A 21,392-nucleotide genomic window follows, 5' to 3' on the forward strand; every position below is an offset into this window, starting at 1 on the left:
GTTTTCTAGAGTGTAGCTTTATATAGAAAACTTTGCAACAGAACCACTTTTTATATGCTATATTACAAATAAGCTGGGAACACTTTACAGCCCTTTTCTTGCTCCATATCATGTCCAAAGAAAATAATTGGATTTTCTTTCCTAACAACATCTTTTAAACGTTTTATTGAAGATAAAGCTAAATCCGAATCAAATCCAGCAAACGGTACTTCATCTTCAAAGTTTTCTTTCGTATATGATGCATCAATAGTTAACAACACTGGACCTGATTTTTCCGTCTCAATTAATAATGACTGATGCCCTGGCGTATGTCCCGGTGTATATATTAATTGCACACCTGGCACTACTTCATAATCCCCTTCAATGATTTTATAGTTTAAATTCGGCAATATACATTCTTTCAAATATTCCTCTCTGTGGAGTGCTACCTCATATTCAGCACGCTGTACAATAATTGGTGTATTTGTAAAAACGCCATTTCCTCCTGCATGATCAAAATGCAAGTGAGAACTAATGATATAAAGAAGATCTTCTGGCTCATATCCGGCACGCTTTAAAATATTTGCGATCCTATCGTTCTCATTCATTTTAGGTAAAACTTGTCCTTCAACAATTGTACCTTTAAAAAGATTCTCATTATTAAGAGCACTTTCTGGCATACCTGTATCTACTAAAATAAGTCCCTCTTCTGTCTCCAAAAGATAACACCAAACAGGTAAGTTTAGTAGTTTACCCGGTGTAAGTGTACTATTAACTGAAGAATGATCCAACATACAACGACCTGCTGGGAGGAAATAAAGCTTCTTTACTGTCATTATGTATCCACCTTTACAAATAATTTAGGATAAAACAATACAATATAATATTTCGCTTATTAGAAATAAACTCCTTCTCACCTTTCATTATTTCAACCATTATTTTTTCAATTGTTCACAACTTTTCATTACAAATTCATTGATATTGGAAAGCCTATGCAGGAATTCAGTCCGCCTTTAGGCATAGGATAAAAGTGTCAACTTTCCGTAGAAAAGTTAACGTCAAGTAACTCCAAAATATACAATAAAGGTTGATTTTAGAGTTACTTTTCCACATTGGAATATCTTGTCTTATTCCCCTTTTTCGGTGGATGGGCAAAAACACCCTAATTCTAGAAATTCATCAGTTTCCATAAAACCAAACTTCTTATACACTGGTCTACCCATTTTTGAAGCCCCAAGCCATATTTGTGAGATACCTGAAATCTTAACTTCATCAACTAATTTAGTTAACAGCTTTGTTGCGATTCCTTGCCCACGATAATTTTCATTAGTATACATATTTGTGATATAAGCCTTTTTTCCAGTCTTATTGGTGTAACAAGGTGGAAATTCATAAAAAATTACTGCACCACAAGCTATAGTTTCTTCATTATCTTCCACTAGCCATTGAATTAAAGTACCTTCACTTAGTTTATTTTTAAAGAAAGCATATAGTTCTCTACCAATATCTATATTAGGTTCTATCCCCTCATCAACTAATTGCTTTTTTCTTAACTCGACCAATTTATCAATATCATCGATATTTGCTTTGCGATATTTCAAATTTTCACAACTCCTTTATAAAATTACAACTGACCAGCCCCATAGCATAATTAATTCTCATCATTTTACCATTGATTCTTATTAAACTAAACTGCCATTAAGTTATTTGGGGTATTTGCTCTTCTTTGCTTGATAGCCATATGTGTACTACCACGAATATAACGATACCTTTTATATATTTTGTTTCGTAATATTAACCCCATATTCCCTATAAAAATCTAAAATTACAGATGCATTCATACCCAAATCTAATAAATTTTCCGGAAAGTAAATTTTAGAATCCGGAACCACAATATCAGATGTTTGTAAAATGTTCTCTGCTTGGACAGCTGCTCCTAAAGCAGTAAGATGTGTCTGTCCTAACGGATCTGATATATTCACACATCGTCTATGCAATACACCAGTAGCATCATAACCTTTAAGGTGAATAACTATGTTATGTGCACTTCCCCTTCCGGGTTTATAGAGAATATTTTTCCGTAAATCGGTAAATTTTTCTCCGCTAATCATTTTCCAAATCCCTGTATTCACCAGAGAAACCAGTCCATATGTAGATATTTTACTATCAAAAGCAATACGAAAGTTAGCCGAAACAGCATGAATTGATTCTGGCAGGGTTACGTGATCAGGAGTATCCAAACGATAACATTTGGTTATATAACCTTTGGGAAAGCGGACTTTGATTGGATCAGTCATTGGATAAGCCTGTCGCATTCCCTCTCGAGCTTTGACTTCAAATGGAATCGTTAACCGGTCCATATATGCTGTCGAATTTGGTCCTGCTTTGTCTTGAAGAGAATATAGTGCGTTGATATCAACCGTAACCTCTTGAAGATCTTTTGAATACATTTTAGCAAAAAGGGCTGCTGTCCCTCCCATCCACCCCGAAGCTAATACAACAGGGGATTGGACCTCAACATTTTTTAATCGATCAATAGAACTCTTAAAACGTTCAGTCCAACGAGTAATGTCAACCAATGGAATTTTTTTTCGAACTGCAGATAGCAGTAGTCTATCTTGCGGGTCATTAACCGCATTAACAACTAATGTGAAATTATCATCCAAATTTCTTAAAGGATCATCTGTTGTGTTGTCTACAGTGACTATTTTTACTCTCTCTGATTCAAAAGGTAACGCTTTCCCTAAGGTTCTTCCTCCTAATCTAATTTCCAAATCAGGATGTCGATCATGTAAAATTTGAGCAATTTGACTACCAACAACACCATACCCACCAACAATTAATACTGTTTTCTTATTCATCTGAAACCTCCATTTTAATTAGTACGAGATTATAAGTTTAAACGATTAAAAACTTAAACCTTTTAACGTAATGCCGCTAAAAAAAGGGACAAAATGTGTCCCTAAACTATAAATGAGTACCTAATTCTTACATTCATCTTCAACTAAAGAAACAAGTTCTTTTAAAAGATTTATTGTTTCATTAAATTCAAGACAATAATACATTTCAGTGCCTTTTTTCTGAACTCGAAGTAACCCTGATTGTTTCAATATTTTCAAATGATGAGATACAGTAGGTCTTGACATGGGAATATGCTCCGCAATTTGCGTCACATTCAAGCTATCTTTATCAATTAAAAGCGATACAATTTGCTGACGAGTTGGATCTCCCAACCCTTGAAAACATGGTCTTAAATTTTCTAAAATATGCATTACTTTATCATTACAGTTCATTTCGCTAACATTACCTTCCGTTTAAGAATTTAATCATTTAAACGTATTATAAATTACATTACTATCTAATGCAATAAAGAAGTAGCACCAACTTTAAGTATAAATATAGAAAGTTTCATAAACAGCCATTTTCGATTTTCCAGATTTGTAAGAATGGCGGGTCTTTTTTCTGTAACAATTTCCAAATCCATTCCAGCTACAACCAGGGCAAACCCATGAAATTCACGAAGCCTATATCGGATTGTATCAAAAGCTTCCAACTCAAGTGATCCTGCTTTTCCTGTTTATCCTCCTACAGAAAAACGGGCGAAAATCTCATCGATATGAGAAGAATACAGTCTTTGATATATTAGGTGTCGTTTACAATTGTGCCATGTCTGATAATCAAGCGGCTTAATTCAAAAAAATGAAACCCGTTAGGGTTTATTTCGTATGCAAATCTTTAAGTTCCCTACACGTAGCCTTTAGAAAAAAGAAACAACCTCTACTATAATTGACGTTGTATAATCTTAGCTTGATAGCGATGTGGCGGTACCCCATGGCCATCAAGCTATGTTTGTTTGAGGAGATGTACGAGACAGGTGTGAATTTAGGGGAATCCAATATTTTCTATTCAAATATGATAGAATAGAAGTATATCCAAAACGGAGGAACAACAAATGAACTCAAACACAAAACAGTTTATTTATGATATCCAGCAAAGAAAAAACAATTATATGGAAAATGTATTAAAGGCAATACAACACCCTAAAAAAGAGCAATCTGAACAGGTCATTCAAAATATAGTAGAGAAGATGGATATGATGATCAGTTTAGTTACTACTTACATGGTTATTGAATCAGAATCCATGAAAGAATTAAAAGAGCTTCAGGAAGAAATTATTCATGCGCAAGCATATATTCAAAAACGAAAATTTGAAGAAACACAGAGATAAAACCCTGTGTTTTTATTTGGTCGTCTATGACGCCAATCTATTATAAATCAAATTAAGGGATTAGGTACACTTACCATATTTTGTTCACTAAAGTCATTTCCCTCCAAACAACTCATTCTATAAGACTCCTTTCTAACTTACATTCTTTCTCTCACTATATGATATAAATCCTATAAATATGCTAGAAGGATAATTCATTATATGAACGAAAATAACATTTTAATAAGTTACGTTTTCTATTCCTAAATTACTAAAAAATTATTTATATACGATTCTTTTTTACTAGTTAATAGGTAATGATATAGGGATACTTTGCATGTACATCTAGGTTGTTCCTTTCAGGCTATGTATCATTTTAAATACGCCCTTTATTAGAATAGTGCTCATACTTTTTTTGAGATTCTTTCGTAATACGTGCGTTAAGTAAAATTGCTAACAACAAAAACACTCCATATGTTCCCCCTGTAGCTCCTATGATAACCACACTACTACAAACAAGTACAATTAGTAGGAGCAACGAAACTAAATAAATATGTTCATAGTTCTTTGACATCTTCTCGTATTTTATGCGTTCTTTCCTTGCATCCATCTAAATTCCTCCTTTACATTATCCATTTCACTATCAAATAAATCTCGCCCTTAAAAGGGAAACAATATATCTTTTTAAATAATTAGCTTGTTTTTTTATCAACTAATTTATATAACGTAAAAAGAAATCCTACCAATATTAAGCTTTCCACCATGATAATCCCGACCCTCTCCTTCCGTTTTAACTCCAACACATCAGATAAAAGTAGCAAACAAAAAGGATCCTCCCTTCTTTTAAAGGCTGATCCTTTTCTTCATGCATTCAACTATTCTTGATTAATTAGAATAACAGCTGGTCCATCTACACGAATTCCACCAACTTCGATTTTTTCATAAGGCTCAACTGTAATAGAAATGACCCCTTCCCGCTTCTTTAATTCATTACTTAATTCTTTTGTTAACATTTTTTTCATGTGTGCACTCCTTCTTACTGCTTAATTTATTATTGTTATGTAAATGAAATTAAAAATGGTTTCCTGGTCTGGAAACCATTTTTTGTAGTTGACCATATGGTGTTACCAGTTCGTTTATCAATTTTACGTAAAGAAGAGATAAACAATTACCTATTCACTGTCTCAGTAGATGTAAGGAACTCTTAAAGAGATAGCGGTGAGATCGATTGTTTTTTCTTCTAGAAATAATGACTTAGATAATATATTACCTAAAACAATGAAAGCCCTACCTCTCTTTCATCCTTACGGATCCTTGTCCGTGCCAGTGTGAATCAGGATTGCAAAAATCAAGTGACTATTTGATCGCGTTATTTGATGAAACTTCGAACGTTCGTAAAAGAAATGTAAAAATAAAAATGGATTAGATTGAAGTAATAACAAAAGAGGTTCCTACTCTAAAAGTGAGTTGAAGAAGTTGAATGTCTTTGAAATGATTTACTTTTAATAATCATCATATTCCCGAAAAATTCAGGATATTTTTGGGGGATGTAATACATTATCTATAATGAACCCTAACAGAAACTTTTTAATTGATTTTCAGTGATCCCTTTAATTAATCCCAGTTCACTAATCAAAAATTCATGTGCGTTATCCAACATTTTTTTTTCGCTTGTATTCAGTGCTTTTTCTTTTTTCATACGCATTAGATCACGTACAACTTCAGCACCTTCTTGTATTTCACCCGTTTTTATTTTGTCCGTGTTCACTTTATACCTTTGTTTCCACGGCAGTAATTCATCTGATTCTCCATGCTGAAAAATGTGTATAATGTGTTTTAATGCAAGTATATCAGTAACTGGGCGTATACTCGAACTTAATATTTTACCCATAGGAATCATGACTTGCATATTACTGATTGACATTTTTATAACAAAATACTGTTGTTTTTTCCCAGAGAATTCTTTTTCTTCTATGGCTTCAATTATACCTGCTCCGTGCATTGGATAAACAATGTTATCGCCAATTTGAAACATATAATCCACCTCCATATATGGTAACCTTCTTAACCTTAACATATATGTTATTTTTTATCAAATATTTTATAATATCATAAAATTATATTTATTGTCAACTACTTTTTTCTTTAAAAATTAAATCAAATAAAAACACCCCCAAAACAATAGGGAGTGTGTCAGATTCTCAATAAAGGGACGGTCAATTTGCCCATATACATCCTAAAATATCGATTAATTAACGTAGATCCGTTTTCCCTTGAAAACGACCAAATCGATCCCGTATTTTTTTCAATCTTGTGTGGTACTCCAAAATCTCAATTCTTGCTTTTTCAGCTAAAGGTGCAATGGGTCGTAAGTCTTTTAACCCCCAATAATCAACCACTACATCAAGTACTTGATCAAAATATTGTAGTGGTCCATAATTCGCTTCTTTTGCAATTACAGTCATTCTATTTTCAAAATCAGGCATGACGGCACCTGGCATTTTAAAATTCTTAATCACATTGGCAATATGATAGCAATAATTAGGTTCTAATTCCAAATGTGTTCGAATGACGTCTCGATAAAACGCATAATGAAGAGTTTCATCTTTTGCAAGACGGCGTAATAATGTAGCAAGATCTGGATCGTGCTTACTTGCAACCTTAGCTACATTATTGTAAAACACCATCGTTGCAAGTTCTTGTAGCGTCGTATATGTCATTGCTTCGATTGGTGTGTGAAAATCGGGCTCAAATCCACCCTCAACGACTGACTTTCTTAATTCATGTAATCGTTTAGGGTTCACACTTCGAGTGAGTAGTAAATATGTCTCCAATAAATTCGAATGTTGATCCTCTTCTGAAGTCCAAGTATGAATAAAGTCTGTAATAACAGAAAGGGACCCTTTAAAAGTCGCAGATAAATACGTTGTAAACCATGGTAAATTCACTTCTGTTAATAAAGCTGTTTCAATGGCCGTAATTACACCAGAAGGAAGAGTAACTTGACTTTCATCCCAAGGAACTCTTTTAAAGTCCATTCCCTTATCCCATGGTAAAAACTCATGATAACCCCAGTCTATCTTCTGCGCTCTTGTTTTATGTTGTTCATACAGTTCTTTTAAACGTGGTTCTAATCGGAAATCTAAATCATTTGTTAGCATATATAAGTGCCCCCTTTTCTTATCATAGATAATCATCCTATTTTTACATTCATTTTTATCCTTAAAAATTTTCTACAAATAAATATTACTTTCCTTTTTTTAAGTCCAACATAATAATTTTGTAACAAAACTCCTTAAGAGCGCTATGTTTTTATAGGATTTTTTCATATAAAAAGGGATACTGAGGATAACATTCATGGATGAAGATACTCGTCATGTTTTAAATCTTGGTGAGTGTAAAAAGGTGCATGCCTATAAAGAATCGTTTTATTGTGGTTTTAAAATGAAGCTTGATAATTTTAAAAAAGATTGATAAGAAATCCTATTAGCTTTAAGAATTAATAGGATTTCTTATTTCACTAACGGTACAGATTAGCTCATTAAATATCAGATTCCGAATAGTTAATTTAATATTTTGAAACATGTTATAATGTAGTCCAAGAGTATATATAGCTTATCTAATTTTAAAAATTATTTGGAGGAATAATATGAAAATAAAGTTAGCTACGCTAGATGAAGTTAATCAAATAGAAATTTTATATCAAGAACTTTTTTTAAAAATGTCAAACTTTCAGCCGAAATATATAAAGCCTGCTAAGCAGGATGTAGAGTTTATCAGGAAGACAATCAATGAAAAGGATTCGGATATTTTAATAGCTGAAATCGATAACGGTACAGTAGGTTTTTTACTTAATCAAGAACTAATCACACCATCCTATAAGTGTTTGGTTGAACATAAATACGCTTTTATTACTGATATAATTGTTGGAACCAAATATCAAAATCAAGGAATTGGTTCCGCTTTGTTATTAGAAGCAAAAAAATGGGCTGAAAATCGAAATTTAGATTACTTAGAGTTAAATGTACTGTCTGAAAATATTGGCGCTATTACTTTATATGAAAAGCAAGGATTCAAAGATGTAAGACATACAATGCGCTATGAATTTTCATTGAAAAGACATAAGGAGCATTAATGTGTTGAGAAACTATTTATTACAGGTGCGTTAGTACAATAAGGAGTATTAAAATAATCAAACTTTTTTATAAAAAACTCGTACCTAGCTATAAAAGAAACTCCATTTTGATCAATCTTTTTTCAAAATGGAGTTTTTCTATTTATTGTTAAATAAAAATTGATAGTATTTTATACACATTATCAACTTATTTAGACGTAAGATCCAATTTATTAGATTAAGCGCTTGAAAAACAAATACAGTTGATGAGATAACCTTAAACGACAATTCCCAACAAGATTACTGTACATTAGCTATGATGAGTTAGACCTTATTTTTGGAAACAGTATACAGCTCAAAGGGAAGAGGCGATAAACATGCAGTCAACGGAAGCTCATATGAAGGAAAAACAACGTAGAGAAAAAATAGAAATAATATTTAGTCACAGGGTAAAAGGAGAGAGTTATTTTCATGGTTCCTCCTATCAATGGAAAAACATTGTATACCAAAATTTTAATAAGATACAACAAAAAGAGTTGAAAATGGAACAACTCATTTTTGAAATGGAAAAAGAAGGGATTCTATTTGCGCAGCACCGTTCACTCATACACTATCCCGTCATTGATTTTATTAAATATATAGCTAAGGTTTATAAGAAAACCATTGAAATACAATAAAAATGATTATATTTTTAAAATAAATAATTATATTCAAAGAAAACCTTTACAAAAAGTTTATTTTTGAACATTGTTAACAAAAAGCTCAAAAACTCATTCAAATATTTTTTATTCAAAATACTATTCGTTTTTGTTATAATAATAACCATAACGTATTATAGTCGTTTGTATATCTTCAGATTTTGTGAAATTTATTACACAAAAAGACAGCTCTTAATTAGAGTTGTCTTTTATTTTTTCTCGATATATATAATACTGTTCTCACCAACCCTTTATACGATGATTTTATCATAAAGGGTCGTTAAAGTTAATTTGATTTTGACAATAGTTTTGATAACGTAGTTAAGCGATTTAGAAGGGTTAAATTTCTCTCACTTTACATTTATCAAAAACCATCGTTTTTGAAACACCTATAAATAATAAATCTAATAATTATGTACTTTGTAATAGGTAAGAGTTTATGATAAAAATAGGGAATATCCCAAAAAAAACACACGAGGGGCGTTGATTAAGATTTTTTTTAAAGACTTTAACTACAAAAATGAAGGTGATTATTTATATCCAGTTGAGTATTATCAATTTCGCGAAGCAAGCACACATAATACATTCAAAGTTGAACTATTATGTTTTGATGATCGTTATGATTTCCATTTAACAATTGATAATGAAGCTATCCCTTCAAAGTATAGACTTGTAACAAGCATCTCCTTTGAAATTTATGAAGAATTTGGATTTGAGCCTTATGATTTTAGTTCTAAACACGCTACTCTACAAAGGGCAATTGATATGGCAAGTGCAATTGCAAAGAAATATTGTGAAAATCCAATTAATCAATAATAAGTAAATACTGGATATTATATCCAGTATTTTTTGTATTTGCTGTATGTTAAGGTGATTTTTCTGTTAAAATATCACAATTATTAATGCGTCTTTTAAATTTGAGGTTAAGGACTCAAATTTAAAAGAAAAAGAGAACCCAAATGGATTCTCTTTTCTTGGCATATTTACAACATGGAGAATACTGAGACAACTCTTTCAAAACTTTATTAGGGGAAAGTTTTAAAAAATGCTCTTATAACAATACTTACATAAATGTAATATATAGTAAATTGAAAGAATTTAGACTGACTATTCTCAACTTCCGAAAAACTAAACCCTCGCCATACTAATGTGGTTAGATATCCAGTACTTCATGAAACATTAATAGAAATTGAAATTACTCTTCGTCTATCTCATATTCATTAAGATATTAATAATTGGATGTATCTGTTCATGAAATACCTGATATGTTTTCACTGTTCCTTGATTAATACTTCTCACAATACGAGCTCTTTTCAATTTTGCAAGGTGTTAAGAAGTAGTGGCTTGGGGAATTTTCAACATATGATATAGTTCGGTCACAGTACAACCACCTCTTCGTATCAGTTCCTGAAGTAATTGAAGTCGGACAGGGTGTGCAATATTTCTAAGTACATCCGCTTGTTCTTCATATATATGAAAATCATTCATTTTGGTTTATCCTCCATATTTTTTCTCTTTCCTTTTAAATGTCTCTGCATATTTTTGAAATGTTGTTCTTTTTTTGCCATTAAAATATCCCTTCAAGTATAGTGTAACATTCCACATTAAGAATGTAGTCTTTTTACACTGTCTACTTAAAAGGGATAATACCAACTAATATTACCTTACTTACACCAGCTTTAAGCAATAACTTTCTAGCGGTTTCAAATGATAACTTTTAGTATGTACATTATAATTATTTTTTATGAAAACCTTGTGTAATTCGATCTAAAATAATTGCAATTACTACAATAGCAAGGCCTGCTTCAAAGCCCATACCTATATTAACTTGTGTAACCGATCGATAAACGTCTACGCCAAGACCTGGTGCACCGACAAGAGATGCAGTGACAACCATTGATAGAGAAAGCATAATACTCTGATTTACACCAGCCATGATTGTTCCAGTTGCAAGTGGAAGCTGTACTTTGAATAGTTTCTGTGACGATGTTGAACCAAAGGCATTAGCTGCTTCAATTAAATCTTCTGGTACTTGCCTAATCCCTAACTCAGTAAAGCGAATAGTAGGTGGCATTGCAAAAATAACAGATGCAATAATACCTGGTACTACTCCAACACCAAAGAATGTAATTGCCGGAATAAGATAAACAAATGCAGGCATTGTTTGCATAAAATCAAGAGTTGGTTTTAAAAATTTGGAAAACCTTTCATTCTGAGATGCCAAAATCCCAATTGGTATACCTATAATGATAGAGATAATAACAGACGTCAAGACAAGCGCTAGTGTTTGCATGGTCTGTTCCCAATAGTTAACGTTAAGGATAAACAGAAATCCAATTAAAGAAAATACTATCAGTGAAGTTTTACGGGAGGTGTACCAAACTAATAGGCATGTGATTGTAATAAAAATAATGGCTGGGATAAATATTAATAGATTTGTTAATAAATCAACAAATCCTCCGATAATAAAAGAAAATCCTTTGAAAAACCCTTCAAAATGCTGATACAAACTTGTAACAAGTGTATCAACCCATTCTCCTAAAGGAATCCGTGGAATACTATTCATTATCATTCACCTCTTCCTCTATATTTCCTGCTAAAGCTTGAATAATACTTTCACGCTTTATTATCCCTCGTAATCTATGTTTATCATCTAGAACAGGAAGAGGTAACTTTGCCTTAACCATTTTTATATACATTTCTTCTAATAGAGTATCTAAATAAACAGGAGGAATGTCTGTTACTAATAAATCCGCTATCGGAACCTGTCTTTTAACAGCTTTACTAGCATTATCAGCAGTTAAGACACCTAAAAACTCATGTTTCTTATTCACTACATATACGCTAGAAACACTAGCATTTTTCATGATTTGGAGTGCAACACGTGGACCGCGATCAATTAATAAGGTTTCCGGTCTTTTCATAATGGATTCAGAGGTTAAAACTTTTCCTAAATTTACATCAGCAACAAATTGCTCTACAAATTCATTTGCAGGGCTCACCATAATTTCTTCTGGTGTTCCAATTTGAACAATTTCTCCGTCTTTCATTAAAGCAATACGATCACCAATTCGGAGTGCTTCATCTAGATCGTGTGTAATAAAAATAATCGTTTTTTTCATTTTATCTTGCAGTTCTAATAATTCATTTTGCATTTCTTTTCGAATAATCGGATCTAACGCACTAAATGATTCATCCATCAGTAGGACATCTGGATTATTTGTCAGTGCTCTTGCGATACCAACACGCTGCTGCATACCACCACTAAGTTGTTCCGGATAACTATCTTTATTGTTTTCTAAACCTACTAATTTTAGAGATTCTAACGCTTTTGTTTCTCGTTCTTCTTTTGATACTTTTTGTATTTCTAAACCATATGCAACATTTTGTAAAACCGTTCGATGAGGGAATAAGGCGAATTTTTGAAATACCATACTCATTTTGTTTCTTCTTACTTTTCGAAGAGATTCTTTTCCCATTGTTGCGATATCTTCACCATCAATATATATATGGCCAGAAGTCGGTTTGATTAACTGATTTAACATACGAACAAGTGTAGATTTCCCACTACCGGATAATCCCATAATGACAAATATTTCACCAGCATAAACATCGAATTTTGCCTGCTTCACGCCAATATTCATACCAGTTTCTTTTAATATAGCAGCTTTGCTTTTTCCCTCTTCTAGTAAAGCGATTCCTTTAGAAGGATTCTTTCCAAATACTTTTGTAACGTTTTCAACACGTAATTTCGTTTCTTTCATTCTTTCACTCCTTTTCTTTGACTCTATACAAATACTGTAACTATTTCTAAACCAAATAGTACATTACAATAGTTCATCAAAGACTTTTTTTGATTTTTTTGTTAAGCTATTAATAGTAGTTTATATTATTCATAGTTATAATTATAAAATATTTATTTATAATTATAAAGTATTTAGCTTTACTGAAATAATTTTCTACGTTAGTTAAAGAAGAAATATCTAATCATAGAGACTAGGAGGAGCTTGATGAAGAAAAAAATATGGCTTCTGTGCATACTATTATTAATTAGCATAATTACTACTTCTTGTAGTGGCGCGAACAGTAATGCAAAGGGAAAAATTAAAATTGGTGTAACGAGTTGGAAAGAAAACATAGCTACCGCAAATATGTGGAAAGTATTACTTGAGGAAAAAGGTTATAAAGTTGAATTGTTATATTTAGAAAAGGCAGCCGTTTGGACCGGGGTAGCACGAGGAGATGTGGACGCCAACTTAGAGGTCTGGCTACCAATTACTGATAAGCCATTATATGAAAAATATAAGGATGATGTTGTAATAAAGTCAGCGTGGTATAAAGGTACTGGTCTTGGTTTAGTTGTTCCTTCATACATGACAGATATCAATAGTATTGAGGATTTGAATGCAAATAAGGATAAATTTAACAATAAAATCATTGGTATTGAACCTGGTAGCAGTTTAATGGGCTTAACAGATAAAGCGATACACAAATATGGGATAGAGCTAAATCTTGTTCAATCTTCAGAAGCCGCTATGATGAGTGAATTAAAAAAAGCATATAGTCAAAAGAAACCCATTGCAGTAACATTATGGAATCCACATTGGGCTTTTTCAGAGTTTGATCTTAAATATTTAAAAGATCCTAAAAAGGTGTATGGAGAAAAAGATGATATTTATTACTCTGTTCGTAAAGGATTTGAAAAAGATTATCCAGAGCTTATAAAGTATTTTGATAACTGGAACATGACCGATGAGCAACTCGGAACGTTGATGACCATGATTAATGAATCGAATGACCCTGAACAGGCCGCTGAAAAATGGATAAAAAAGAATAAAAAATTAGTAGATACATGGATGAAAAAGTAATCATTTATGGGGTACGTCAACCATTCCTTCTTTTTGGAGCCACTCGTAAATACAAAGAAAGAGAAGTGATGCTTTCATATAATCATTTCTCTTTCTTTGTATTAGCTTGATAGCGATGAGGTTCCTTCAACAAAGCGCGAATTTCGTACACTAAGAAAATTCAAATAAATAAAGTCCATTTCTTTTAGTGTATAAGAAATGGACTTTATTGTCTTTTGTCTAACTTTCTGGATACTTACTTTTCTTAAATTACTTATAAAACTATTTTTTTCCATTTGCGAATTTTAGTTCTGAAATTCATAAATGGAGCAACTGTATTGATATGCACCCATTTTCCAAACAGGCCACATTGCTTTTGTTGTGGCCCATTTTCTTTGTTCTGATTGGAATAATTCTTTTTCAGAAAGATGATTTATCCAATCGACTAACTTTCGAACTAACTTTGTCAATTCTTCCTCCTGCTGTTTTAAGGTTAAAACACCGTACTGCTCATAAAAAGATTGATAAAGTTTACCTAAGTTATTCCATTTGTAGTCTGGAGTGGGCGTTTGTACGTCAAGTCCACATTGTTCGTCTTTTTCCCACGATAACAACAAGTTGATCCACCCCAATTGATAAGAAAGTATTTCAGAAGGAGATTTATCCACTTCAGAGATATGTTTATCTCTCAACTCTTCAGGAATCACCTTAAATTCTTCAATAAATTTCTTATAGGCTTTATCGATTGATTCAATTAATTCTTCAGCATTAGAGTACTGTTTCATAATACTTTCACACCTTTATTTTTGATACCTTCAGTATATGATAGAATAGTATCAAAACATGATACCATTAGGAGCTTTTTATGAAAAAAGACGAGCGACTCATTCAAGAAATGATCTATATCAATTCAAAAAAGAATTTTAACCTTAACGACTTGATTGGAGAATTCGATATTTCTAGAAGTACCGCCTTACGAGACATTTCTTCCTTAGAAGAACTAGGTGTTCCTCTTTATTCTGAAAAGGGAAGTCATGGTGAATATCACATGTTAGAAAATCAACTTCTACCACCAATTTATTTTAGTAATAATGAATTACATTCTATATTCTTTTCGCTACAACTATTAAAAACATTGTTAAAAACTCCATTTGATAAAGACTACAAAGAAATTAAAGAAAAACTATTAGCTATACTGCCAAAGAAGCAAAAAGAAATGGTTCAATAGGCGGATCAAGTCATCCAATTTGTAGGAACAAATCAAAAAAAGAGTCTCCCTTTTTAGGAGAACTTTTCTCTGTAATATTCAATAAAAAGGTAATAGAAATCAGTTATTGTCGCTATGGCAACAATCAAAGAGTCATTCAGCCCCTAAGATTATTAATTACGGATGGAAATTGGTATTGCTTTAGTTGGGATTTAGACAAAAATGAATTTCGAAATTTTCGTTGTGACTATATTCAATCCGTAAAGTATAAAGATAAAGAAAGCATTCCTTTTACTGAAGAGACAATTAGTTCTTTATTTAGAAAACAATTAAATACACAACGCCCTTTTTCTTTTAAAGTCAAAGTTAGTGATAAAGGGTTCGAACAGTTCTATAAACGCATTTACGATAACATATCTCTTCAAGAAGAAGAAAATAAATACATTATTGGGACTTTTGGAGAAAAGGAGATAGATTTTCTAGTTCAGTATTTTTTGTCTTTCGGTAAAGAAATTAAAATCATTTCTCCAGAAATGCTATGCTCCAAATATAAGGAATATTTAAAAGATATATTGGCGGATTGTTATAAGATAGAAAGTAGATCACATACAAAATAGTAGGTCAAACTCGCACAAAATAAAATAACATTCCTTATTTAAGCTCTTACAGTTGTTTTCTACCGCTCTTCTACGGTCTGCTAATCGTTTTTCTTCTAACTTGATAGCTTCTGTATCTGCTTCAAGGTTGCGGATTAATAGAGCGATATTTTGCGCCTTATCTTGAATGCTTTCTTCAATTGCTTGTAATGTATCTTCCAATGCTGATGGATCTACGCCATCCTCAATCATCATTTGTAGTTCGCGGTAATTATTTGTTAAGTCATAAAGTTTCATAGTTTATTTCCTCCTAGAACGGCATTTCGCCATGTGGTTTATTTGTTAAAACTGTGATTACATAGTCAAGATCTATCTTTTTCACACTGTCTTGTTCTTTATCAGACATTTGCTTTAAAGTTTCGACTGCACGTTCTACATGTTTATCTTTAATTTCAACCACATCTTTCACCCCATCCGATTGTTTTCCCGCAATCTACACAATAGTCATACTGCGGTTCCATAACTGCTTCACCAGGGATGTATCCATAATGCGTATCTATGTTTTTGTGCTTGCATTTAGCTTGTTTTTCTTTTTTTTCCTTTCTAGAACCACTGAGCAATATTGTTCTTCATGGACTTTTGCGCCGTGTTTTGTAAGTAGGCGTTTTCCGCAATGATCACGTTGATACAAGGTTTGATTTGTTAAAACTTTCATTTCCACATTCCTCCTTATTTACTACGAAAAGTCGATGTGATATAATGAAGGCATCTTAATCTTTCGACTTTTCGAGAAACGCCCTGTCTCCCAACTGGGCGTTTTTTCATTTTTAATATCCAAACCGTCTTAGGGGTAAGTCGTTTTTTTATTTTGTTTTGATAATTTCTAACTATTCTGTTAAAATATAATTACCGTTGTGTTACAACCGGCCTGTGCTTCTGTACGGGCTTTTTATTATGCTAGTTTTTAGCTAGCGGATACATTATTCTCACTCCTTTCTGATGCTTCGCGCATCGGAATATCCAGGAACCCATTTGCTAGGTGGGAGATACCATTAGATTACTGAATATTCATACAGTATGAGACTTGTCTATATTTGTGAATTTGTGGTATTATAAGTTTGTAAGGTCGCCAATTCGACCTTACCCTTATAAAATGAGCCGTTGTGTTTCACACTCATGGCTCATTTTTTATTTAGCTTTAGACTCTTTTTTTAGTTCTAAAAGCGTATGGAACGTATTTCTTTTAATCGTTTCTAACAGTTGAAATGCTTCATGTGGCGTATAATCTTCTTCCTCAACTAATCTCGCAAGACCAGTAATTATTAGCTGTTGACCAAAACTCTCTAGATTCAATTCCCATTCCCCTCTCTATTTAGCTAGAGTGATATACTCTTCTAAGGGCTTTTCAATTGGACACATTTACCACTTTTTATTTTTGAAAATTATGATAATATAACTTTACCGAGTCCCTTCATTCTCGGTACAACTCATATTAGAGAGCCCCGAATCCCTCAACATCCCTTTGCTCGGGGCTCTTCTATTTAATTAACTCCGCTAAAACGATGTATCCATGATGATTTACAATAGCTTCCGCGCTGTTATGTACTCCTCTAGCCTTTAAATCTCGTATCATTATGATGATGTTTTCTCGTTCTTCTTTATCTCGCTGCTGTTTATCCATTGCCTTACCACCTTATTTATCTATTAGGGGTCACCATACATGCCCATCAACCTAACAGAACAAGTTGCCCCCAAAATGAAATTTCTATGTTTGATTAAGCCCTTTTTGTTTTAAAGATTGTATACTACTTTATAGTGATGACAATAGTAGCTCTAAAAAAATAGTGTTCTCAAGATATTTAACTTAAGAACACTATTTTCTAATTCAGCTTTATTTAAAATACTAACGGTGATTACTATTTGATACGCATATTCATCCTCCTTTAGTCCAAAATGAAGGTTTCATAAAAATTCATTGCAATGTATTTGAATATTATAATTTATTTATATTGCATATAAATAATGTGTTAGTATTAATTATGAAGATATTTACCAACTAACTTTTATGCCCTAGTCGTGCGCCGCACTAGGGCATATTCTCATTTTTTTAAATACATAAAAAATTTTAAATCAATATATCGCGTTATTAATTAAAGTGATATATTATATTTAGAGAAGAGTAAGGTAAGAGTTACTCTTTGCCATTTTAGGAAAGGGCCTGCTATTTATAGCAGGTCCTTTTTTGTCAAACTACAGCTAAACTAGTTGCGATAGGTAAGACTTTGAAGTTATCTCCATCTTTTCCCCCGCTTAGCACTGTACGTGCGACTTTCATCGCATACAGCGCCCCATCTTATCCTTTTATAGGGTGCTTGCCACATCGCTATCAAGCTAATAAAAAGAAATGCCCCCTAGAAGGGGTCACTTATGTATTTTAACGGATTCATTTTACTTTATGTTTTTAGGGATTAATTGAGCAGGTCCTTTTGAAAAAAAAAGACGCCATAAGGCGTCCCCCACAATTGGGTAGATAAGGTTTAGTTTTCCAATCTAAAGAAATTATGTATCACACTTTGAAAGTATATCATAATATTCAATCGACTTAATATGCATTATTACATACCCTTTTCCAAGCTTCTAAATTGCATAAAGAAAAGACACCCTAAGGTGCCTTCCTCCGACTTGATAACCACTTTAATTTTAATAATATGCATTTGGATTTTCATCCGAATAATATTTTACCACATTAATTTATATTGTCCATTGAGAAATATGATTCAAATCTATATTTTGTTAATTAGTCATTTTCGGGAAGTTTTTCTAGATAATCATTGATTTCTAGTCTTAGTTCTGTGCATTCATGTTCTAAAGTTTTACTATTTTCTATATCTTGTATGTTTATAACCCTACCTTTTATTATCTTTGTATTACAGTTTAAGGATAAATTTGTATGGGTATTTCCTAAACGATTATAGCTATTTTTAAACATGTCATATTTTTCTTGAAGTTCTGTAGGTTCGTTTAAAAACGTCCCGTGTATTTCAGAATGTAAAGTTAACAGACCTTTTTTGATAAAATCTAATTTGATATTTATATTTTTAAGAGTTATATCTGCTTTTTGATTTGTAGCAAGTGAGGTAGATAATTCATTAAGTTCTATTTGTTTTTCTAATAATTCATCGATTTTTTCTTGAGCTATGGTAGTAATGGATTTAGATCGCTCAATAATTGTAGCGGCTTGATTTATTTTCTTTTGCGCTTGTCTATTTAGATATGTTACGTATGTAAAGGCTCCGGTTACGACTAGACCAGCAAGCCCAGCTACAATTCCAATAGGTGCTCACATATTAGGGGTAACCATATCAAAAAAAGAAAATTGTACGTTTAGACACAGTTTGGACAGATTTTTACTGGTTTTTAACCTTTTGTGTAATACATTAAATCTATGTTTTTATCCTAAATTTTTGCATCAAAACCGATTTTATTAATTAAGGAGATTATTAAGGGTGCTCTCTCGTTTCTTTATATTCATCAATAATATATTCTGAATAGGTAGTAGATTGCCTTTCATATCCAATTGCGGTTAAATTTATACCATTAATCCATTGGAAATAATGCGTCAACTCATGCGCAATAGTAACCAGATAAAATCCTAATGCGTTATCTTTTCCATTTTTCTCTAACGTATCATAATAATCCCCTGTTGAAATGCGAATATACGGTTCATCATTTCGATCAAATGGCTCGAAGAATATTCCATAAACTAACTCTCCTTACATTGTTTTAATTTTATATACAGATTTAATGTATATATAGGCACTCTAATTGGGAAAAATATTCTTGTCGCAACCATTTACAAAATTCTTTAATTGCTCTTCTTATTTCAGGATCAACATCTTTATCAAATTTCAACTGTAATCCAGTACGGTGACTCTTCTCTTCAAGATTATAATGTTTCTGCCAATTCGTCAGTGTCCAAATATGCATATTATCACCCTAGCTACTTAATGTTTTTATGCTCCCGACTTGATGAATGTTTTTTGGTTTGGAAGGTTTACTAGATTAATTTATGTCTAAATTGCGCCTAAACTTACAATTTTCTTTTTTTGATATAGTGACCCCATATACGTCTTCCATACCACACCCCTTTTAACTTCACAACTAAATTATACCATATTGTGGAATTCAAGTGAGGATGTCTACATCAGTTAATATAACCCCACCTAGCAGAAGTGCAATTATTTGTAGAAATATAGATTTTGCTAAACGTTAACTTTTTATCAAGCCACTTAATAATAAAATATGAAGTTATCAAAGCTATTCCATTAAACCGACTATACCAAGAGAAATTATAGTAGTTATCATTGCGATAACTGCTATAAGAAATTTAAATCTGAATTTAATCTTAATACCTAGCTTATCTGGAATAAAATATATTCCCAAACCCATACTAATACGTCCTATTAATATATACAATTGATATAAAAATTCGTTATTTATTTTTGCCTTAATATACACTTTACTGTAATCAAACAATAGGACATATATTAAAATTATAATTAAGTAGAGAAAGAATAATTTCACATAGTTTCTCAGTTTAGTTTTTCTCAAAATACCCCATACTCCTTTTAGATGTTCAATCAACTTATAAAAATTAAATACCAATCTGATGTGAAGTTCACATAATCACCGTTAACGGTAGTAAAAAAAGCTTAATTCTTATCTTTTTCATTGTAAATCTGTAGATATATATAAATTACATATTAAGAGATTGTTTCTAATCTGTATTCGCTGTAGTTTTCTTATAGTAATTGTAATATCTTTTTAAGGATAAGTGAGATTTAAATCCAATCTGCTGCATGATTTGTTCAGGGGTGTTTTTCTGTTTGATTTCCCTTAAAACAAAGAAGTTCCGAAAGTGTTGGGCAGAAATTCCCTTTCGAAGATTAGCACGTTTCACTTCTAAACGGATCATTTTTTGTACCGAGATTTCAGTTAGAAACTTTGGTGCATTATCGTCATAGCTCCAATGGTATGTCCCACGAGTAAAGTCAAAAGCAATAAATAATGGATCGCTGCTGTGGTATTTTGGGCGAACAGGTTCAGGAATAGTTTTATAGTAATTATATAAATGTAATTTGTCCTCTTCTTTCAAATGGATTGTACGATTTATTTTTGAGTCTTCAGCAATAGATAACGTATTACTTTCGAAATGAACGTGGTACATTCGTAAAGACACAAGCTCTTTTAAAGATAATCCATAGTCCAGAAGCAACTTAACGATAGAAATGTTCCGTTCTAAGATCATTGGGCGTGTTGATCGTTGTTTTTCAGTCAGTCCTTCTAATGAAGGAGATAACTTCTTTTAGACGATTCTCTTCTTGGAAAGAAACAAAATCCTGACTGCGTAATGCCCGATCAGGTGGATTTATATGAATAATTCCTTCAATTGGACTTGGTAAATCTAAGTATTCGTACAATCTATTTAAGACAATATATATGCCGTGTATAGTTTTATCAGAGTATGGACGAACTTCTTTTAAATAATTAAAAAAAGCTTCGAAATCTTTTTTATGGAGTGATTCAAAAAGATTATTTTCAGTAAACCTTTTTGATTGGTGCAGCCATTGAATAAAACTTTCCACATCGTATATATAGCGCTTGATTGTAGAGGGTTTTCTTCCTTTGTTAAATAAATAAGCTGAAAATCCTTGTATTGTATTTTGGAGTTCTCTTGTAAAGAT

At 32.1% G+C, this 21,392-nt stretch carries 24 protein-coding genes and 4 pseudogenes; 8 read left to right on the forward strand and 20 right to left on the reverse strand.

The genetic code is table 11. The annotated features are described in order from the left end of the window. Positions 1-62: 62 nt before the first annotated feature. The 5 genes from aiiA to JFU54_RS00655 form a co-directional block, all read right to left on the reverse strand. Positions 63-815: a quorum-quenching N-acyl homoserine lactonase AiiA gene (gene aiiA / locus JFU54_RS00635; RefSeq protein ID WP_078205170.1), complete on the reverse strand. Its 753-nt coding sequence runs from the start codon at positions 813-815 to the stop codon at positions 63-65. Between the two features lie 291 nt (positions 816-1,106). Continuing rightward, a complete protein-coding gene (locus JFU54_RS00640) occupies positions 1,107-1,580 on the reverse strand; it encodes a GNAT family N-acetyltransferase (protein WP_003193530.1) in 474 nt (157 codons plus the stop codon). 171 nt (positions 1,581-1,751) lie between these two features. Continuing rightward, on the reverse strand, positions 1,752-2,840 hold the full coding sequence (locus JFU54_RS00645; protein WP_201063444.1) for a saccharopine dehydrogenase NADP-binding domain-containing protein: 1,089 nt from the start codon (positions 2,838-2,840) through the stop codon (positions 1,752-1,754). Positions 2,841-2,960: 120 nt separating this feature from the next. Further along, complete coding sequence (locus JFU54_RS00650) at positions 2,961-3,272, reverse strand: ArsR/SmtB family transcription factor (protein WP_000995770.1); 312 nt, start codon at positions 3,270-3,272, stop codon at positions 2,961-2,963. A 65-nt stretch (positions 3,273-3,337) separates the two neighbouring features. Further along, positions 3,338-3,532: a hypothetical protein gene (locus JFU54_RS00655; protein WP_002128171.1), complete on the reverse strand. Its 195-nt coding sequence runs from the start codon at positions 3,530-3,532 to the stop codon at positions 3,338-3,340. 399 nt (positions 3,533-3,931) lie between these two features. On the opposite strand from JFU54_RS00655, the gene JFU54_RS00660 reads away from it, so the two are divergent. Next, positions 3,932-4,207, forward strand: coding sequence for a hypothetical protein (locus JFU54_RS00660; protein ID WP_002165394.1), 276 nt, complete (start codon positions 3,932-3,934; stop codon positions 4,205-4,207). Between the two features lie 355 nt (positions 4,208-4,562). On the opposite strand, the gene JFU54_RS00665 is transcribed toward JFU54_RS00660, so the two are convergent. From JFU54_RS00665 to JFU54_RS00680, 4 genes are all read right to left on the reverse strand, one after another. Next, positions 4,563-4,796, reverse strand: coding sequence for a hypothetical protein (locus JFU54_RS00665; RefSeq protein ID WP_002131164.1), 234 nt, complete (start codon positions 4,794-4,796; stop codon positions 4,563-4,565). A 265-nt stretch (positions 4,797-5,061) separates the two neighbouring features. Next, positions 5,062-5,208, reverse strand: a complete 147-nt coding sequence (locus tag JFU54_RS00670; protein WP_000738549.1) for a BC1881 family protein — start codon at positions 5,206-5,208, stop codon at positions 5,062-5,064. A 551-nt stretch (positions 5,209-5,759) separates the two neighbouring features. Further along, positions 5,760-6,221, reverse strand: coding sequence for a CarD family transcriptional regulator (locus tag JFU54_RS00675; RefSeq protein ID WP_002169666.1), 462 nt, complete (start codon positions 6,219-6,221; stop codon positions 5,760-5,762). A 217-nt stretch (positions 6,222-6,438) separates the two neighbouring features. Next, the gene (locus tag JFU54_RS00680) at positions 6,439-7,347 is read right to left on the reverse strand and encodes an acyl-ACP desaturase (protein ID WP_201038186.1); all 909 of its coding nucleotides are present in this window, start codon (positions 7,345-7,347) and stop codon (positions 6,439-6,441) included. Positions 7,348-7,835: 488 nt separating this feature from the next. Between JFU54_RS00680 and JFU54_RS00685 the strand changes: the two genes are divergently transcribed. The 3 genes and pseudogenes from JFU54_RS00685 to JFU54_RS00695 all read left to right on the forward strand — a co-directional run bounded on the left by JFU54_RS00685 (position 7,836) and on the right by JFU54_RS00695 (position 9,814). Next, positions 7,836-8,321: a GNAT family N-acetyltransferase gene (locus tag JFU54_RS00685; RefSeq protein WP_078205173.1), complete on the forward strand. Its 486-nt coding sequence runs from the start codon at positions 7,836-7,838 to the stop codon at positions 8,319-8,321. A 356-nt stretch (positions 8,322-8,677) separates the two neighbouring features. Further along, positions 8,678-8,977, forward strand: a complete 300-nt coding sequence (locus tag JFU54_RS00690; protein WP_002204046.1) for a hypothetical protein — start codon at positions 8,678-8,680, stop codon at positions 8,975-8,977. A gap of 460 nt (positions 8,978-9,437) precedes the next feature. Beyond that, a pseudogene (locus JFU54_RS00695) lies at positions 9,438-9,814 on the forward strand (hypothetical protein). Between the two features lie 919 nt (positions 9,815-10,733). Here the strand turns inward: JFU54_RS00695 and JFU54_RS00705 are convergent. Both JFU54_RS00705 and JFU54_RS00710 read right to left on the reverse strand, forming a co-directional pair. Continuing rightward, positions 10,734-11,564: an ABC transporter permease gene (locus JFU54_RS00705; RefSeq protein WP_002169659.1), complete on the reverse strand. Its 831-nt coding sequence runs from the start codon at positions 11,562-11,564 to the stop codon at positions 10,734-10,736. Beyond that, the gene (locus JFU54_RS00710; RefSeq protein ID WP_002169658.1) at positions 11,557-12,762 is read right to left on the reverse strand and encodes a quaternary amine ABC transporter ATP-binding protein; all 1,206 of its coding nucleotides are present in this window, start codon (positions 12,760-12,762) and stop codon (positions 11,557-11,559) included. The genes JFU54_RS00705 and JFU54_RS00710 overlap by 8 nt, the downstream gene beginning before the upstream one ends. 246 nt (positions 12,763-13,008) lie before the next feature. On the opposite strand from JFU54_RS00710, the gene JFU54_RS00715 reads away from it, so the two are divergent. Both JFU54_RS00715 and JFU54_RS30005 read left to right on the forward strand, forming a co-directional pair. Next, positions 13,009-13,866 carry a glycine betaine ABC transporter substrate-binding protein gene (locus tag JFU54_RS00715; RefSeq protein ID WP_201063447.1) on the forward strand — a complete coding sequence of 286 codons (858 nt, stop codon included), beginning with the start codon at positions 13,009-13,011 and terminating at the stop codon, positions 13,864-13,866. Further along, complete coding sequence (locus JFU54_RS30005) at positions 13,851-13,976, forward strand: hypothetical protein (RefSeq protein WP_277956394.1); 126 nt, start codon at positions 13,851-13,853, stop codon at positions 13,974-13,976. The genes JFU54_RS00715 and JFU54_RS30005 overlap by 16 nt, the downstream gene beginning before the upstream one ends. A 143-nt stretch (positions 13,977-14,119) precedes the next feature. On the opposite strand, the pseudogene JFU54_RS00720 reads toward JFU54_RS30005, so the two are convergent. After that, a pseudogene (locus JFU54_RS00720) lies at positions 14,120-14,630 on the reverse strand (ClbS/DfsB family four-helix bundle protein). An 80-nt stretch (positions 14,631-14,710) separates the two neighbouring features. Between JFU54_RS00720 and JFU54_RS29585 the strand changes: the two are divergent. Further along, positions 14,711-15,073, forward strand: coding sequence for a helix-turn-helix transcriptional regulator (locus JFU54_RS29585; RefSeq protein WP_215559711.1), 363 nt, complete (start codon positions 14,711-14,713; stop codon positions 15,071-15,073). A 98-nt stretch (positions 15,074-15,171) separates the two neighbouring features. Next, entirely contained in the window at positions 15,172-15,669 is a 498-nt protein-coding gene (locus JFU54_RS29590; protein WP_252195580.1) for a WYL domain-containing protein, read from the forward strand. 24 nt (positions 15,670-15,693) lie between these two features. Here JFU54_RS29590 and JFU54_RS00730 read toward each other — a convergent pair. From JFU54_RS00730 to JFU54_RS00765, 8 genes and pseudogenes are all read right to left on the reverse strand, one after another. Then, positions 15,694-15,945 (reverse strand): annotated as a pseudogene (locus JFU54_RS00730) (siphovirus Gp157 family protein); the annotation flags it as partial. 13 nt (positions 15,946-15,958) lie between these two features. Then, positions 15,959-16,108, reverse strand: coding sequence for a hypothetical protein (locus tag JFU54_RS00735; RefSeq protein ID WP_201063658.1), 150 nt, complete (start codon positions 16,106-16,108; stop codon positions 15,959-15,961). Between the two features lie 96 nt (positions 16,109-16,204). Further along, on the reverse strand, positions 16,205-16,363 hold the full coding sequence (locus JFU54_RS29595) for a hypothetical protein (protein WP_242311614.1): 159 nt from the start codon (positions 16,361-16,363) through the stop codon (positions 16,205-16,207). A 473-nt stretch (positions 16,364-16,836) separates the two neighbouring features. Beyond that, entirely contained in the window at positions 16,837-17,001 is a 165-nt protein-coding gene (locus JFU54_RS00745) for a hypothetical protein (RefSeq protein ID WP_002187337.1), read from the reverse strand. Positions 17,002-17,185: 184 nt separating this feature from the next. After that, positions 17,186-17,329, reverse strand: a complete 144-nt coding sequence (locus JFU54_RS00750; RefSeq protein ID WP_201063449.1) for a hypothetical protein — start codon at positions 17,327-17,329, stop codon at positions 17,186-17,188. A 2,120-nt stretch (positions 17,330-19,449) separates the two neighbouring features. Further along, entirely contained in the window at positions 19,450-19,635 is a 186-nt protein-coding gene (locus JFU54_RS29600) for a hypothetical protein (protein WP_242488123.1), read from the reverse strand. 330 nt (positions 19,636-19,965) lie between these two features. Continuing rightward, the gene (locus JFU54_RS30175; protein WP_307838303.1) at positions 19,966-20,259 is read right to left on the reverse strand and encodes a hypothetical protein; all 294 of its coding nucleotides are present in this window, start codon (positions 20,257-20,259) and stop codon (positions 19,966-19,968) included. Between the two features lie 166 nt (positions 20,260-20,425). Beyond that, a pseudogene (locus JFU54_RS00765) lies at positions 20,426-21,392 on the reverse strand (tyrosine-type recombinase/integrase).

Origin of the sequence: Bacillus sp. TH19, from assembly GCF_016651075.1 — a bacterium.
In the GTDB taxonomy this organism is placed as follows: Bacteria; Bacillota; Bacilli; order Bacillales; family Bacillaceae_G; genus Bacillus_A; species Bacillus_A mycoides.

Coding starts and splice junctions, on each gene's coding strand:
- aiiA (WP_078205170.1), bottom strand. CDS start 815: ATGACAGTAAAGAAGCTTTATTTCCTCCCAGCAGGTCGTTGTATGTTG.
- JFU54_RS00645 (WP_201063444.1), bottom strand. CDS start 2,840: ATGAATAAGAAAACAGTATTAATTGTTGGTGGGTATGGTGTTGTTGGT.
- JFU54_RS00650 (WP_000995770.1), bottom strand. CDS start 3,272: ATGAACTGTAATGATAAAGTAATGCATATTTTAGAAAATTTAAGACCA.
- JFU54_RS00660 (WP_002165394.1), top strand. CDS start 3,932: ATGAACTCAAACACAAAACAGTTTATTTATGATATCCAGCAAAGAAAA.
- JFU54_RS00665 (WP_002131164.1), bottom strand. CDS start 4,796: ATGGATGCAAGGAAAGAACGCATAAAATACGAGAAGATGTCAAAGAAC.
- JFU54_RS00670 (WP_000738549.1), bottom strand. CDS start 5,208: ATGAAAAAAATGTTAACAAAAGAATTAAGTAATGAATTAAAGAAGCGG.
- JFU54_RS00675 (WP_002169666.1), bottom strand. CDS start 6,221: ATGTTTCAAATTGGCGATAACATTGTTTATCCAATGCACGGAGCAGGT.
- JFU54_RS00680 (WP_201038186.1), bottom strand. CDS start 7,347: ATGCTAACAAATGATTTAGATTTCCGATTAGAACCACGTTTAAAAGAA.
- JFU54_RS00685 (WP_078205173.1), top strand. CDS start 7,836: ATGAAAATAAAGTTAGCTACGCTAGATGAAGTTAATCAAATAGAAATT.
- JFU54_RS00690 (WP_002204046.1), top strand. CDS start 8,678: ATGCAGTCAACGGAAGCTCATATGAAGGAAAAACAACGTAGAGAAAAA.
- JFU54_RS00705 (WP_002169659.1), bottom strand. CDS start 11,564: ATGAATAGTATTCCACGGATTCCTTTAGGAGAATGGGTTGATACACTT.
- JFU54_RS00710 (WP_002169658.1), bottom strand. CDS start 12,762: ATGAAAGAAACGAAATTACGTGTTGAAAACGTTACAAAAGTATTTGGA.
- JFU54_RS00715 (WP_201063447.1), top strand. CDS start 13,009: ATGAAGAAAAAAATATGGCTTCTGTGCATACTATTATTAATTAGCATA.
- JFU54_RS30005 (WP_277956394.1), top strand. CDS start 13,851: ATGGATGAAAAAGTAATCATTTATGGGGTACGTCAACCATTCCTTCTT.
- JFU54_RS29585 (WP_215559711.1), top strand. CDS start 14,711: ATGAAAAAAGACGAGCGACTCATTCAAGAAATGATCTATATCAATTCA.
- JFU54_RS29595 (WP_242311614.1), bottom strand. CDS start 16,363: ATGAAAGTTTTAACAAATCAAACCTTGTATCAACGTGATCATTGCGGA.
- JFU54_RS00750 (WP_201063449.1), bottom strand. CDS start 17,329: ATGGATAAACAGCAGCGAGATAAAGAAGAACGAGAAAACATCATCATA.
- JFU54_RS29600 (WP_242488123.1), bottom strand. CDS start 19,635: ATGCATATTTGGACACTGACGAATTGGCAGAAACATTATAATCTTGAA.